General features: G+C 59.6%; 17 protein-coding genes. 13 read left to right on the top strand and 4 right to left on the bottom strand.

The window, feature by feature from the left end; genetic code table 11:
* Nucleotides 1–2: 2 nt before the first annotated feature.
* The 3 genes from FHT86_RS30215 to FHT86_RS30225 all read left to right on the top strand — a co-directional run bounded on the left by FHT86_RS30215 (nt 3) and on the right by FHT86_RS30225 (nt 2,714).
* On the top strand, nt 3–827 hold the full coding sequence (locus FHT86_RS30215) for a TIGR00282 family metallophosphoesterase (protein WP_133710585.1): 825 nt from the start codon (nt 3–5) through the stop codon (nt 825–827).
* A gap of 126 nt (nt 828–953) precedes the next feature.
* On the top strand, nt 954–1,796 hold the full coding sequence (locus FHT86_RS30220) for an MBL fold metallo-hydrolase (RefSeq protein ID WP_133710586.1): 843 nt from the start codon (nt 954–956) through the stop codon (nt 1,794–1,796).
* Between the two features lie 171 nt (nt 1,797–1,967).
* Nucleotides 1,968–2,714 (top strand): YebC/PmpR family DNA-binding transcriptional regulator, encoded by a 747-nt coding sequence (locus FHT86_RS30225; RefSeq protein ID WP_133710587.1) that lies wholly within the window; start codon nt 1,968–1,970, stop codon nt 2,712–2,714.
* Nucleotides 2,715–2,780: 66 nt separating this feature from the next.
* Here the strand turns inward: FHT86_RS30225 and FHT86_RS30230 are convergent, their stop codons facing one another.
* On the bottom strand, nt 2,781–3,779 hold the full coding sequence (locus FHT86_RS30230) for an LLM class flavin-dependent oxidoreductase (protein ID WP_133710588.1): 999 nt from the start codon (nt 3,777–3,779) through the stop codon (nt 2,781–2,783).
* Between the two features lie 192 nt (nt 3,780–3,971).
* Here FHT86_RS30230 and ruvC point away from each other — a divergent pair, with 192 nt between their 5' ends.
* The 8 genes from ruvC (at nt 3,972) to FHT86_RS30270 (ending at nt 9,037) form a co-directional block, all read left to right on the top strand.
* A complete protein-coding gene (gene ruvC, locus FHT86_RS30235; RefSeq protein ID WP_133710589.1) occupies nt 3,972–4,484 on the top strand; it encodes a crossover junction endodeoxyribonuclease RuvC in 513 nt (170 codons plus the stop codon).
* A gap of 55 nt (nt 4,485–4,539) precedes the next feature.
* Nucleotides 4,540–4,803: an AbrB/MazE/SpoVT family DNA-binding domain-containing protein gene (locus FHT86_RS30240; protein ID WP_133710590.1), complete on the top strand. Its 264-nt coding sequence runs from the start codon at nt 4,540–4,542 to the stop codon at nt 4,801–4,803.
* A complete protein-coding gene (locus FHT86_RS30245; protein WP_133710591.1) occupies nt 4,781–5,200 on the top strand; it encodes a type II toxin-antitoxin system VapC family toxin in 420 nt (139 codons plus the stop codon). The genes FHT86_RS30240 and FHT86_RS30245 overlap by 23 nt, the downstream gene beginning before the upstream one ends.
* Before the next feature lie 12 nt (nt 5,201–5,212).
* A complete protein-coding gene (gene ruvA, locus FHT86_RS30250; RefSeq protein ID WP_133710592.1) occupies nt 5,213–5,827 on the top strand; it encodes a Holliday junction branch migration protein RuvA in 615 nt (204 codons plus the stop codon).
* Between the two features lie 172 nt (nt 5,828–5,999).
* The gene (gene ruvB, locus FHT86_RS30255) at nt 6,000–7,043 is read left to right on the top strand and encodes a Holliday junction branch migration DNA helicase RuvB (protein ID WP_133710593.1); all 1,044 of its coding nucleotides are present in this window, start codon (nt 6,000–6,002) and stop codon (nt 7,041–7,043) included.
* Nucleotides 7,040–7,942, top strand: a complete 903-nt coding sequence (locus FHT86_RS30260; RefSeq protein WP_133710594.1) for a metallophosphoesterase — start codon at nt 7,040–7,042, stop codon at nt 7,940–7,942. Before ruvB ends, FHT86_RS30260 begins: the two co-directional genes overlap by 4 nt.
* Before the next feature lie 4 nt (nt 7,943–7,946).
* Nucleotides 7,947–8,456 carry an NUDIX hydrolase gene (locus tag FHT86_RS30265; RefSeq protein ID WP_133710595.1) on the top strand — a complete coding sequence of 170 codons (510 nt, stop codon included), beginning with the start codon at nt 7,947–7,949 and terminating at the stop codon, nt 8,454–8,456.
* 17 nt (nt 8,457–8,473) lie between these two features.
* On the top strand, nt 8,474–9,037 hold the full coding sequence (locus tag FHT86_RS30270; RefSeq protein ID WP_133710596.1) for a DinB family protein: 564 nt from the start codon (nt 8,474–8,476) through the stop codon (nt 9,035–9,037).
* Here the strand turns inward: FHT86_RS30270 and FHT86_RS30275 are convergent.
* The 3 genes from FHT86_RS30275 to FHT86_RS30285 are packed head-to-tail and all read right to left on the bottom strand — an operon-like array spanning nt 9,006 to nt 12,018.
* Complete coding sequence (locus FHT86_RS30275; protein WP_133710597.1) at nt 9,006–9,938, bottom strand: NAD(P)-dependent oxidoreductase; 933 nt, start codon at nt 9,936–9,938, stop codon at nt 9,006–9,008. The genes FHT86_RS30270 and FHT86_RS30275 overlap by 32 nt on opposite strands.
* The gene (locus FHT86_RS30280) at nt 9,935–10,798 is read right to left on the bottom strand and encodes a glycosyltransferase (protein ID WP_246779734.1); all 864 of its coding nucleotides are present in this window, start codon (nt 10,796–10,798) and stop codon (nt 9,935–9,937) included. Before FHT86_RS30280 ends, FHT86_RS30275 begins: the two co-directional genes overlap by 4 nt.
* Nucleotides 10,798–12,018 carry an NAD-dependent epimerase/dehydratase family protein gene (locus tag FHT86_RS30285; RefSeq protein ID WP_133710599.1) on the bottom strand — a complete coding sequence of 407 codons (1,221 nt, stop codon included), beginning with the start codon at nt 12,016–12,018 and terminating at the stop codon, nt 10,798–10,800. The genes FHT86_RS30280 and FHT86_RS30285 overlap by 1 nt, the downstream gene beginning before the upstream one ends.
* Nucleotides 12,019–12,155: 137 nt before the next feature.
* On the opposite strand from FHT86_RS30285, the gene ybgC reads away from it, so the two are divergent.
* Both ybgC and tolQ read left to right on the top strand, forming a co-directional pair.
* Nucleotides 12,156–12,611 carry a tol-pal system-associated acyl-CoA thioesterase gene (gene ybgC, locus FHT86_RS30290; protein WP_133710600.1) on the top strand — a complete coding sequence of 152 codons (456 nt, stop codon included), beginning with the start codon at nt 12,156–12,158 and terminating at the stop codon, nt 12,609–12,611.
* A 422-nt stretch (nt 12,612–13,033) separates the two neighbouring features.
* On the top strand, nt 13,034–13,756 hold the full coding sequence (tolQ, locus tag FHT86_RS30295; protein WP_133710601.1) for a protein TolQ: 723 nt from the start codon (nt 13,034–13,036) through the stop codon (nt 13,754–13,756).
* Nucleotides 13,757–13,782 lie beyond the last annotated feature (26 nt).

The following is a 13,782-nucleotide window of genomic DNA, read 5'->3' on the forward strand; positions in this document are numbered from 1 at the left end:
GAATGCGGCTGCTTTTTCTGGGTGACATGGTCGGTAAGACTGGACGGGTTGCGGTATGGGATCGCCTGCCGGGCCTCATTTCCGATCTGAAGCTCGACTTCGTCATCGTCAATGGCGAGAACGCCGCCGGCGGCTTCGGCATTACCGAGGACATCTTTCTGGAAACAATCAATGCCGGCGCCGATGTGGTGACGACGGGCAATCATGTCTGGGATCAAAAGGAAGCGGTGGTATTCTGCGAGCGCCACGACCAGTTTCTGCGTCCCGCCAACTATCCTGCCGGCACGCCCGGTCGCGGTTCCAGCATCTATTATGCTCGAAACGGTGCCCGTGTGCTCGTCGCAAACATCATGGGCCGCGTCTTCATGCATCCGGAGCTGGACGATCCGTTCAAGTCGGCGGAAGCCATCCTCGATGCCTGCCCGCTGAAGGAGCAAGCGGATGCCATCGTCTTCGATTTCCATGCGGAAGCGACCAGCGAAAAGCAGTGTTTCGGCCATTTCGTCGATGGCCGCGCCAGCTTCGTTGTCGGAACTCACACGCATGTTCCGACCGCGGACGCACAGATCCTGAACGGCGGCACCGCCTACATGTCGGATGCCGGCATGTGTGGTGATTACGACTCGTCGCTCGGCATGGACAAGGAAGAACCGCTCAATCGTTTCATCTCGAAGATGCCGAAGGGCCGTTTCGAGGCGGCTTCCGGCCCGGCTACCATCTGCGGCGTCGGCGTCGAGATATCCGATGCGACCGGACTTGCTGAAAAGATCGCGCCGCTCAGGCTCGGACCGCGCCTGGCCGAGACCATTCCGGAATTCTGGCGCTAACTATTGCCCAGCCGTTAATCACCGGGCTGCGATGACGCGATTGTGAGCAATCCGATCGGGATTGTCGCTGGACGTACCTCAGGCCATGCCGCATCTTTTAGCCCTCTGTGGAGCTGAAGGGATGGCATGATGCTGCGATTTCCCGTCTTCGCTGTGATCTTCTTGCTGGCCATGGCAGGTTGGAGTCTCGCAGACGCCCAGGAGAGGCCTTCCCGCCCACAAGTCAGCCAATGTCAGGCGATCGCGCAATCGCTGCCGAAGGCGACGTTCGCCAGCTTTTCCGATCCAGGCCCGACGCTTGCCAACGATCCCGTCGACGGCGATGTGAAAATCACCTTCCTCGGTCATGCCACCCTGTTCATCGAGACCCCCGGCGGTGTTTCGATCGCGACCGATTTCAGCGGCGCCTTTGCACCGCCTTATACGCCGACCGTCGTTACGATGAACAAGGCGCATCCGAGCCATTATACGCTGACCCCGGACCCGGCGATCAAATATGTGTTGCATGGCTGGAGCGATACGCCTGGCGAACCGGCAAAGATCAATATGACCGTCGGCGATACGCTGATCCGCAATGTGGTGACCGATATCCGCTCCTGGTCGGGAGGCATCGAAGCGAACGGCAATTCGATCTTCATCTTCGAGGTCGCAGGCCTCTGTATTGGCCACCTTGGTCATCTGCATTTCGAACTCAACGACAAGCAATATGCTGAGATCGGCCGGCTCGATGTCGTCATGGTGCCGGTCGACGGTGGCCTGACCATGGGCGCGGACAGCATGAGCCGGGTGGTGAAGCGGCTGCGCTCGTCGCTCATCCTGCCGATGCACCGCTGGGGGCCGCCGATACAACAATTCCTGGCGATGTTCGGCCCGGATTTCGACATCGCCTACGCGCCAACCGCAAGCACTACGGTTTCGCTGAAAACCCTGCCGCGGAAGCCGTTGATTTACGTGCTGAAGGGGCTTTGAGCCGATCAGTACGATGCCCGGGCGGCTCTCTCCCTCCGCCCGGGCATACCTCTTGAGGGGGCACCGCCGGGCGTCTCGTCCCGGCGTCTTTACGGGCTTTTTGCTTGAATGAAAGCCGCTTCGCTCTTATAAGGCGGCCCATTCCCAACAAAAGACGTGAACAGGGGTGCCATGGCTGGCCATTCACAGTTTAAAAACATCATGCATCGCAAGGGTCGTCAGGACTCGGTGCGTTCGAAAATGTTCTCCAAGCTGGCGCGTGAAATCACCGTCGCCGCCAAGGCGGGTCTGCCCGATCCGACCATGAACTCCCGCCTGCGTCTGGCGATCCAGAACGCCAAGGCGCAGTCGATGCCGAAGGACAACATTGACCGTGCCATCAAGAAGGCGGCCGGCAATGACGGGGAAAACTACGACGAAGTGCGTTACGAGGGCTACGGCCCGGGCGGCACGGCGATCATCGTCGAGGCGCTGACCGACAACCGCAACCGTACCGCCTCGAATGTCCGTTCGATCTTCACCAAGGCCGGCGGCGCACTCGGCGAAACCGGCTCCGTCTCCTTCTCCTTCGACCATGTCGGCGAAATCACCTACAAGCCTGAAGTTGGCGATGCCGACAAGGTGATGGAAGCCGCGATCGAAGCCGGCGCCGACGATGTCGAGAGCGATGAAGAAGGCCACACCATCATCTGCGGCTTTGAAGCGATGAACGAAGTCGCCAAAGCGCTGGAAGCAACGCTCGGTGAAGCCGAAACCGTCAAGGCGATCTGGCGTGCCCAGAACAATGTGCCGGTCGATGAAGAAAAGGCGCAATCGCTGATGAAGCTCATCGACAGCCTGGAAGACGATGACGACGTGCAGAACGTCTATTCAAACTTCGAAGTCTCCGAAGAGGTCATGGCCAAGCTTTCGGCCTGATTCTTCCCCCGAAAATGGACCCCATTCTCCCAAGGCTTGCCGAAGGGAGAATGGGGTTTTCTGTCATTAGGCCGCCTTCTTGAAGGACGGCAATTGCGCGAATAGCTCCACCGACCTCAGCCGCGCCTCGATGTCGTGGATCGGCATCGAAATGATCACTTCGTCCGCTTCCGTATCCTTAGTGAACTGCGAGAGCTTGGCCTCTGCGGTCGCGGGTGAGCCGACGACGGCGTAGCGCAGTGTGTGCTCGACGTTCAGTTTTTCCATCGGCGTCCAGAAATCGTCCATGTCCCTGCGCGGGCGCGGGAAGGGACCGCGGACATTGCGGCGCAGATTGACGAATTGCTGTTGCGCAGAGGTGAAGTGATATTGCGCCTCTTCGTCGGTATCTGCCGCCGAGCCCATGACGCCGACCATGACATAGGGCTTTTCGAGCGTTGCCGAGGGCGTGAAGCGATCGCGATAGATGGCGACGGCGTCAAGCAAAGCTTCCGGAGCGAAATGCGACGCGAAGGCATAGGGCAGCCCGAGCATGGCGGCGAGATGGGCGCTGTAGAGGCTTGAACCGAGCAACCAGATCGGCACCTTGGCGCCGTTGCCGGGGACGGCAAGGATCGATTGGTTCTCGTCCGCTGGGCTGAACAGATGCTGCAGCTCGACAATATCATTTGGGAAGCTCTGGGCGCCGGCATCAAGGTTGCGACGCAACGCCTGCGCGGTGCGCATGTCCGTACCCGGTGCGCGGCCGAGGCCGAGATCGACGCGGCCGGGGAACAGGGCTTCGAGGGTACCGAACTGCTCGGCGATCACCAATGGCGAATGGTTCGGCAGCATGACGCCGCCCGAGCCGATGCGGATACGTGAGGTCGCTGCCCCGACATGGCCGATCACGACCGCCGTCGCGGCGCTGGCGACGCCGGGCATGCCATGATGTTCCGCTAGCCAGAACCTGGTGTAGCCGAGCTCTTCCGCCTTCTGCGCCATGCGCTTTGAGCCTTCAAAGGATTGACTGACAGTACTGCCTTCGGCAACGGGCGAAAGATCGAGAATGGAAAAGGGGACCATGGCAAGAAACCTGCGTGGTGAAAGGGAGGAACAATCCTCCCCATGTAGGAGTGCGGATGCTCTATTCCAAACCCGCCTCGACAATTTCGTTGCCGTGATTTCCAAGCCGCTGAAAGGGCGTTGGGTTGGGACTTGTTTTTGTTTTGTTCACATTTTGCTGGCACATCTGCCGCTCGAAAGATAGGTTGACCCATGCAAAACACGATTCGCATCATCGGCATCGATCCGGGCCTGCGTCGCACCGGCTGGGGCATCATCGAGACATCAGGCAATTCCCTGCGCTTCGTCGCCTCGGGAACGGTGACATCGGATGGCGAGATGGATCTCGCTTCGCGGCTCTGCCAGCTTCACGACGGGCTCGCCGATATCGTCCACAGCTACCAGCCGGACGAGGCAGCGGTCGAACAGACCTTCGTCAACAAGGATGCGGTGGCGACGCTGAAGCTCGGGCAGGCGCGCGGCATCGCCATGCTGGTGCCAGCGCGTGCCGGGCTGCAGGTTGCCGAATATGCGCCGAATGCCGTCAAGAAAGCCGTCATCGGCGTCGGCCATGGCGAGAAGCAGCAGATCCACATGATGCTGAAGATCCTGATGCCGAAGGTCGAGTTTAAAGGCAACGACGCCGCCGATGCGCTCGCTATCGCCATCTGCCATGCCCATAATCGCGGCGCCAGCCGGCTGCGGCAGGCGGCTCTGGCAGGGTAGTTTGTTCTTGACCTGTTCCGGTTTGGTCGCTAAGTATTACTGAAGAGGTATTACTATGCGCGTGACGGAAAAAGGCCAGGTGACCATCCCCAAGGAAATTCGAGACAGACTGGGCATCGGGCCGGGTTCGGAAGTGGATTTCGTTGCTTCCGGAAATGGGGCACTGTTGGTCAGAGTGGACAGAGGTGCGCGCGGTCCGATTCGTGATTTCGACGATTGGGCGGAGCGCGTAAAGGGAACGCTTGATCTTGGTGGCATGACCACCGACGAATATATGGAGTGGTTGAGGGGTCCGCGTGACGATATCGACCCTCGTTGATACCAATATTTTCATCGATGTCCTCGGTCCAGCAACTGTACATCGGCGGTGGTCTCTTCAGTCTCTGAAACAATGCGCAGGCGAGGGGGAACTGGTTATGAACCCCGTTGTGTGGTCGGAGTTGGCTGCTTCTGTGCTGACCGAGGAAGACATGGTTGCAGCGTTGTCGTGGCTGAATGTCAAGCGGGAGCATATGCCCTACGAGGCCGCTTTTCGAGCCGGCAAGGCCCATCGCCTTTATCGGCTTGCCGGTGGTCAGCGGGAGAGAACGCTTCCGGATTTCCTTATCGGTGCCCATGCCGAGTGGCGAAGACACAGATTGCTGACGCGGGATGCCTCTCGCTACCGCTCCTACTTTCCTTCACTTGACCTCATCTCCCCCGAAACCCATCCCTGACGGACATCATTCATGATCGGCAAGTTGAAAGGCACAATCGAAGAGATCGGCGAGGACTATGCGCTCGTGGATGTGCATGGTGTCTGCTACGTCGCCTATTGCTCGGCACGCACGCTTTCGAAGCTCGGCTCCGTCGGCGAAGCCTGTGTTCTCTTCATCGAGACTTATGTCCGCGAGGATCAGATCCGCCTTTTCGGCTTCACGGCGGCGCTGGAGCGGGAGTGGTTCAACCTTCTGCAGACCGTGCAGGGCGTCGGCGCGAAGGTGGCGCTCGCGCTGTTGTCGACGCTGACGCCGGCGGAGCTTGCCAATGCCATAGCGCTGCAGGACCGTAGTGCCGTGTCGCGGGCGCCAGGCGTCGGGCCGAAGGTTGCGATGCGCATCGTCACGGAACTGAAGAACAAGGCGCCGGCCTTTGCCGGCGAGGCGATCAATATCGGCCTCAAGCAGGAATTGGGCGAGGGTATCGCCTCGGCCCCCGTCGCCGATGCCGTCTCTGCGCTCACCAACCTCGGCTATTCCCGCGACCAGGCTGCGAATGCAGTTGCGGCTGCGATGAAAGCGGCCGGAGATGGGGCGGATAGCGCCAAGCTGATCCGGCTCGGCCTTAAGGAACTGGCGCGGTGATCCTTTGATCCTTTGCACCTTTTCCTATTCCTCACTATTGTCTCAAAGTAAGGAGATCGACTCATGACGCTCCGCCAGGGAACGATGATCTCAGAGGGGGAAACCTTGGTGCCGCCGCCATGGCCCTCAATACCAAAGCCGCGAAACGCATACCGGGAATGGAACTTCTGACATGAGTGAAGCCGCACGCCTGATATCGCCGGAAAAGCGGGGCGAAGACCTGGACGTGACGCTGCGGCCGCAGTCCCTGGACGAATTCACCGGCCAGGCGGAGGCACGCGCCAATCTCAAGGTGTTCATCGAAGCGGCGAAAGGACGAGGGGAGGCGCTGGACCATGTGCTGTTCGTTGGGCCGCCCGGTCTTGGCAAGACGACGCTGGCACAGATCATGGCGAAGGAACTCGGCGTCAATTTCCGTTCGACCTCCGGCCCGGTCATCGCCAAGGCCGGCGATCTCGCCGCACTTCTGACCAATCTCGAAGAGCGCGATGTGCTCTTCATCGATGAAATCCATCGCCTCAATCCGGCCGTGGAAGAAATCCTCTATCCGGCCATGGAGGATTTCCAGCTTGATTTGATTATCGGCGAGGGTCCGGCGGCGCGCTCGGTGAAAATCGACCTCGCCAAATTCACGTTGGTTGCCGCCACCACGCGTCTCGGCCTGCTGACGACGCCGCTGCGCGACCGTTTCGGCATTCCGGTTCGCCTGAGTTTCTATACTGTCGAGGAGTTGGAGCTGATCGTACGGCGCGGTGCGCGACTGATGGGGCTTGGCATAACCGAAGAAGGGGCGCGAGAGATTGCCAGGCGCGCCCGCGGCACGCCGCGCATAGCCGGCCGCCTATTGCGCCGGGTGCGTGATTTTGCGGAGGTCGCAAAGGCTGAGGCCGTAACCCGCGAAATAGCCGACGAAGCATTGACGCGGCTGCTGGTCGACAATGTCGGCTTCGATCAGCTCGATAAACGCTATCTCAACATGATTGCCGTCAATTTCGGCGGTGGTCCGGTCGGCATCGAAACCATCGCTGCGGGTCTCTCCGAACCGCGCGACGCGATCGAGGATATCATCGAGCCCTACATGATCCAGCAGGGTTTCATCCAGCGCACGCCGCGCGGCCGCGTGCTGACGGCAATTGCCTGGAGGCATCTTGGGATGCAGCCGCCGAAGGACCTGGAGGCAGCGCAGTTCAGGCTGTTCCAGGAGGAAGATGAGTGATCGGCCGTCGCGGTTTCCTGAAGCTTTTCGGCAGCAGCATTGCCGGATTGACGATGCTCGGCGGCTATGCCTTCGGGTACGAGCCGGTCGTGCGGTTGAATATAGCCCGTTACCAGTTGGCGCCGCCGGGCTGGACGCCGGGGCTGAAACTGAGGATCGTCGCGCTTGCCGATTTTCATGCGTGCAGGCCGTGGATGACGGCCGATCGCATTGCGTCCATTTGCACCCGTGCCAACGATCTTGGCGGCGATATCATCGTTCTCTTGGGCGACTACACGTCGGGAACGGATTTCGTGACCGGTCGTGTCGATCATCGGGTGTGGGCGGCGGAGCTCGCTGCCCTGAAGGCGCCGCTCGGTGTTCACGCGATCATCGGTAATCACGATTGGTGGCACGATGCGGCTGCGCAAAAGAGCGGCCGCGGCCCGACATTCAGCCATAAGGCGTTGGCCGATGTCGGAATTCCGGTTTATTCCAATCGCTCGGCTCGCTTGGAAAAGGATGGACACGGCTTTTGGCTGGCGGGTGTCGAGGATCAGCTTGCTCTGCGCAGGAGCATCCGCTGGAAACGTCAGTTCGCGAAGGGGCTGGACGATCTCGAGGGCACGCTGGCACAGGTGAATGACAAGGCGCCGGTCATCCTACTTGCCCATGAGCCCGATATCTTTCCGACCGTGCCGTCGCGTGTGTCTCTTACCTTGTCCGGTCATACGCATGGCGGGCAGATCAGGATTCTCGGCTGGTCGCCCTATCTGCCCTCGCGCTACGGCGACCGGTATGTGTATGGTCACATCGTCGAAGAAGACCGTCATATCATCGTCTCCGGTGGCCTGGGCTGTTCGGTCGCGCCCGTTCGTGTCGGTGTCCCGCCGGAAATCGTTGTGATCGATCTGGGATAAGACGATGTCGAAACGCAGGATCATCCGGGTGAATGCCGGTCACTCGCGCTATCAGATGCGCATCGCGGGCCTCGGCTTTCGCGAGGGGCATGTGCTCGTCCATCGTGCTGTCCATGAACCGTTCTGGACTTTTCCGGGCGGCCGGGCGGAAATCGGCGAGACGTCGGACGAGACGTTGCGGCGGGAGATGATCGAGGAACTGGGCGTCGAGGTGGCCGTGGGCCGACTGCTCTGGGTAGTCGAGAATTTCTTTCATTACGAGCGGCGTGATTGGCACGAGCTGGGGCTCTATTATCTGATGGATATCCCGCAGAGTTTCCCGTTCCGACCCGATGAGATCGTCCATCGCCTCAAGGACGGCGACAATCACCTCGAATTCAAATGGGTTCAGGCCACGCGAGAAGCGCTGGTCGCGCTCGATATTCCGCCCTATTTCATCGCCGAAGAGATCGAAAGCTTGCCGCTGATAGCACGCCATCTGGTTTGGCAGGACGGCGATCTCGATAAAGCCTAGCCGAGAGGGAACGCAACATGTCCGCTTTCGATCCGATCCGCGTGTACCGCAAGCTCGCTTACAACAACGCCTTGGCGAATACCCGATTGCATCGGGCTTGTGCTGCGCTTCGGCCCGGTGAGTTCGAGGCGGTGCGGGTGAGTTTCTTTCCGTCGATCAAGTCGACGCTCAATCATATCCTGACCGTCGACTGGTTTTACGTCGACGCGCTGGAAGGCGGTACGCTCGGTTTCAAGGCTTTCGACATCGAAGAGCCATTCGACACGCTGGATGCATTGTCGGTGGAGCAGAACAAAGTCGATCGGCGGATCGTAATTCTATGTGAAAATCTGAATCCCGAAGCACTGGTGCGGGTGATCGATCTTCACCGCGGCAACCGCATCCAGAGGGAGCAGGCTGAGGATGTGCTGAGCCATCTTTTCCAGCACCAGACCCATCATCGGGGGCAGGTGCATGCCATGCTCTCCGGCAGCAGCGTTGCGCCGCCACAGTTGGATGAATTCATCGTTGCCGACGATGCCAGATTTCGAGGCGAAGAACTGGGCACGCTCAGCTGGGACGAGACGATGCTGATGCGCTGAAGGTCGTGGGGCGCAGCGGCATGGTTTCCGCCAATCTCGCGATTGTCTCTTCCAACAACGCCGTGCCGCCGCCGTGCCAGCCGAGTGCACGGATTTTCGACGTATCCATCGCGCTGACAATGCCTTGCGGGGCAGGCGAGGGGAGGGGGTGCGGGCAGCCGGTTACTCGCTGGAGGTGCTCAAGGATCTCATGCGTGTCGGTCACGACGTCGGAGAGGTTGAACGCTTCGCCGCTGATGCGGCTCGTCTCAGTCTCCAACAGCAGGCGGACGGCGCGGCCGACGTCGCGGCCGTGGACCTCGGTTCCGGCGCGCGAGAGAACCGGCTTTCCGGCAAGGTAATCCGCGAAGAGATCATCCCATTTGTTCGGACAGAGGTCGCCGTAGACGCCCGTTGCTCTTAGGCTTGCCGTCGCGAAACCAGGAGCGGAAAGCGAGAAGAGGGCATGTTCCGCATCGCGCTTCACCTCGCCGTAGAGCGTATTCGGCGTCGGCATGGTGTCCTCCGTCACCGTCTCACCGGCCAGCCGGTCGCCATAAACGGCGCGCGACGAGAGAAAGACGCAGCGGCGGATGCCGGCACGTTTTGCCGTCTCGAACAGCCTCACCGTGCCATCCAGGTTGAACCGGCGAAAGCTCGCGGGATCATCGCCTTCGCCGCCGCGATATTTACCGGGTACATGCGCAAAAGCCGCATGCACGAAGAAATAGGCGTCGTCGAAGGCGTTGCTCTGGTCTTCGGAAGGGTCGAGACGCAATGGGACAAAGGTGACAGGTTGTGAGAAAAGGTCGAGTTGCGGTGCATTGCGACCGCCGACGGCAACTTGATATCCGGCGGACAGCAGTTCCTCGACGATATAGCGGCCGACGAGACCTGTTCCGCCCGATACGAGAACTTTCATGCTGCCTCTTTTGGATTGGCGAACGCGGCGATGTCGGGCACGTCGCGCCCAGCGTGGAAATGGTGCCAGAGATCGATCAGCGGTTTCAGTTCGTCGGACTTGGGATGATTCTTTTCCCAAGGCTTCTCATATTGGTAGTGCAGGATCGAAATGCTGTTCCAGTCCCAAAGCGCGGGCATGGTGAACCATACATATTGCAGCATATTCATATAGACCGGCAGGCCGTGCCAATCCGGGAAGTATGTCTCAAGGAAGGTCTGGTCGGTGCGCCGCCAGAAAACACCGGGACGATCGAGCAGCTTCAGCATGTCCTTGAAGGTCGCAAGTGATGGCTTGGCGACGAAGACGCCGGAATTCATCCGATGAAAATCCGCCAGACTTTCATAGACATTGGGTGCGGCGGAAAATTCCGGATAGTCGAAGAGCTTGTCGATGTTCTTCAGCATCAGCGCATCCGCATCGATGAAGACACAGGTGTCGTAGTCGATAAGCTGCCAAAGCCTGAGCTTGCAGAAATTATCAAGCGGCGAGTGGAAGGACGGCTTGCGGCCTTTGGTGAAGGGAGCGTTGGCGTGGAGATTGCCGCGCGCGTGACGCTCGTTGAATTCATCGGAAAGCGGCAGATGTTCCACCTCCACCAGCCGGCAGCCGAGTGCTTCCAACGGCGCAATATCGCTTTCGTCAACGCCGGCCGTATGCAGCACGACGATATCCGCTCTGGTGCCGGTGTGCGAAATCGAGCGTGCCAACGCCACTGCGCCCATCGCGTAGTCGGCGTTGGTGACGAGGGTGACAAAGGCTTGCCGCGCCTGCGGGCTCGAGCGTGGTCGCACCCCCTGCAGCATTTCGCTTCCGAACATCATGAGACGGACTTCAATCGCTTGCCTTCGGGATCGTGGTTGACCGTCGCCGCGAGATCCTTGGTCCAGGCGGAAATCGCCGGGACGCGCGAACGATCGACCCGGTAGGCATATTTCTTGGCGACATCGACGATTTCGCCCAGAAGACCTGCCTGGAGAGTGATCGGCGCCAGACCGAGATTGAGGAATTTGTCGTTCTTGACGATCAGATCGTTTTCCGGGGCTTCCTTGCGCGGGTTGGGCAAACGAATAACCTCCGCGCCGCTCATCTTCGCGATCATCTCGGCGAGATCGCGGATACGATGAGTCTCCGTCATCTGGTTGAAAATCTCGACGCGGGCATTGCGCGGTGGCGGGTTCTTCAGCGCCAGCTCGATGCAGCGCACGGAATCCTGAATGTGGATGAAGGCGCGGGTCTGGCCGCCGGTTCCGTGTACGGTCAAGGGATAGCCGATCGCCGCCTGGATGAGGAAGCGGTTGAGCACCGTGCCGTAGTCGCCATCATAGTCGAAACGGTTGATGATCTGTTCGTGGCGGCGCGTCTGTTCGGTATGTGTGCCCCAGACGATGCCCTGATGCAGGTCGGTGATCCTCAGGCCGTCGTTCTTGGCATAGAACTGGAAGAGAAGCTGATCCAGGCATTTAGTCATATGGTAGATCGAGCCAGGATTAGCCGGATAAAGAATGTCCTGGTTGACCGTATGGCCATCGGCGGTCTCGATGCCGACAGGCAGGTAGCCTTCCGGAATGGCGGCGCCGATGGTCGAATAGCCATAGACCCCCATGGTCCCGAGATGGACGAGATGTGCGTCGAGATTGAGCTCGACCAACGCATTCAGGAGATTATGCGTGGCGCTGACATTGTTGTTGACGGTGTAATTCTTGTGACGGTCGCTCTTCATCGAATAGGGTGCGGCGCGCTGCTCCGCAAAGTGCACGATCGCGTCCGGGCGATGCTCGGCGAGCCACTTCTTCAAAAGCTCATAGTCTTTTGCGAGATCAATGAGGTTGAAGTGGATGCGGCGACCGGTTTCGGCATGCCAGATGCGGGTGCGCTCCTGGATCGAATCCATCGGCGTCAGCGATTGCACACCGAGTTCGGTGTCGATCCAGCGGCGGGAGAGATTGTCGAGAATATGGACCTCATGACCGGCATCGGAGAGATGCAGCGAGGTAGGCCAACCAATGAAACCGTCGCCGCCCATTACCGCTATTTTCATGAGATCACTTCCTTCTGCGTCGATCGCTGTCCGGCACCATTCCGGATAGTCAGTATTTATGACAATTGTTCAAAGCTTGCTTGATGGCGGAACTTCGGCCAAAGAGGGTCCCCAGATTTTTTGGAGATGCGGCGACGATGAACAGCCCCTTTCTGATTGCCGGGGAACTGGAAGCCGGTGGCCACCGGCTGGTGCAGCGAGTCTACTACGAGGATACGGATTTTTCCGGCCTCGTCTATCATGCGCGCTACCTCCACTTCCTCGAACGCGGCCGTACGGATTATCTGCGCTGTCTCGGCGTGGAACAGCGCGAACTCTTGAATGCCGACGAGGAGGGGCTGGTTTTCGTCGTTCACCGTATGGAAATCGACTTCAAGGGACCGGCGCGGATGGACGACCTGCTGGTGATTCGCACGACGACCGAGAAGGCCGGCGGCGCGAAGATGGTGCTTTCCCAGGAAATCCGGCGCGACGACACGCTGCTGATCGCAGCCAAGGTCATCATCGCCGTGATCAACGGCAAGGGAAGACCGCGGCGATTGCCGGAGAAGTTGGCCGCGCAGATGCTGGTGGCATCCGAGGCTGCGGTCTAGTGTCACATTAGAGACTTCCCGTGAGGCTGAGAAGGCCGCACGCGGCGATGCGGCGGCCTCCAAAAGTCCCCTTGCTAAAACTTGAGTTCTATGGGAAGGAATTTCCGCGCGCAAGATTTGTTTTGTGCCCGCCGCCGGTCTCGTCCGGCCAGTTCTTTCCAGGAGACAGAATAGCCTTCGTCACTGTCAAATCTTTCATGCTCCGGCGCTAACATTCTTTTAACCATAATAGTGTCTTACTCGTTATGTCGGAGTTTGTGCGGTGCACGCCTTCCTTTGACCAAATTTGACGGCAAGAAGGCAATTGTAAGCTTGGAAGGCTTGACCAGGGCGTTCAGCGGCGGCTGCCAAATATTTCTTGTGAGATCACTTTTAGCCGCCCGGTCTAGCGCCGGGCGTTTGGATTCGGGGATTTTGGATCAATGGAACAAGTAGCATTGGCAGCGGCCACCACACCGGACATCACCCTCTGGTCGCTTTTTATGCAGGCAGGCTTGGTGGTCAAGCTCGTCATGCTCGGACTGCTCGCGGCATCCGTGTGGACCTGGGCGATCGTCATCGACAAGTATCTGAGCTACGCCCGGGCACGCCGGCAGTTCGATCATTTCGAACAGGTGTTCTGGTCGGGTCAGTCGCTCGAGGAACTCTACCGCACCCTTTCTGAGCGTACCAATACGGGCCTCAGCGCCATCTTCGTCGCCGCGATGCGCGAATGGAAGAAGTCGTTCGAGCGCGGCGCACGTTCGCCGATCGGCCTGCAGATGCGTATCGACCGTGCCATGGACGTCACGCTGGCGCGTGAATCGGAACATCTGATCGCCCGTCTCGGATCGCTCGCGACCATCGGCTCGGCCGGTCCGTTCATCGGTCTGTTCGGCACCGTCGTCGGTATCATGACCTCGTTCCAGGCCATCGCCGGTTCGAAGTCGACCAACCTCGCGGTCGTCGCCCCGGGTATCGCCGAAGCCTTGCTCGCGACCGCCATCGGCCTCGTTGCCGCTATCCCGGCGGTTATTGCCTACAACAAGTTCTCGGCCGATGCCGGCAAGCTGTCGGCGCGCATGGAAGGTTTCGCGGATGAATTCTCCGCCATCCTGTCGCGCCAGATCGATGAGAAGCTGCAGCCGCGCCAGGCAGCGCAGTAAACCGCAGACGGAACCGGAGTAAGTCA

It is taken from the genome of Rhizobium sp. BK313 (assembly GCF_014193655.1).
Classification (GTDB): domain Bacteria; phylum Pseudomonadota; class Alphaproteobacteria; order Rhizobiales; family Rhizobiaceae; genus Rhizobium.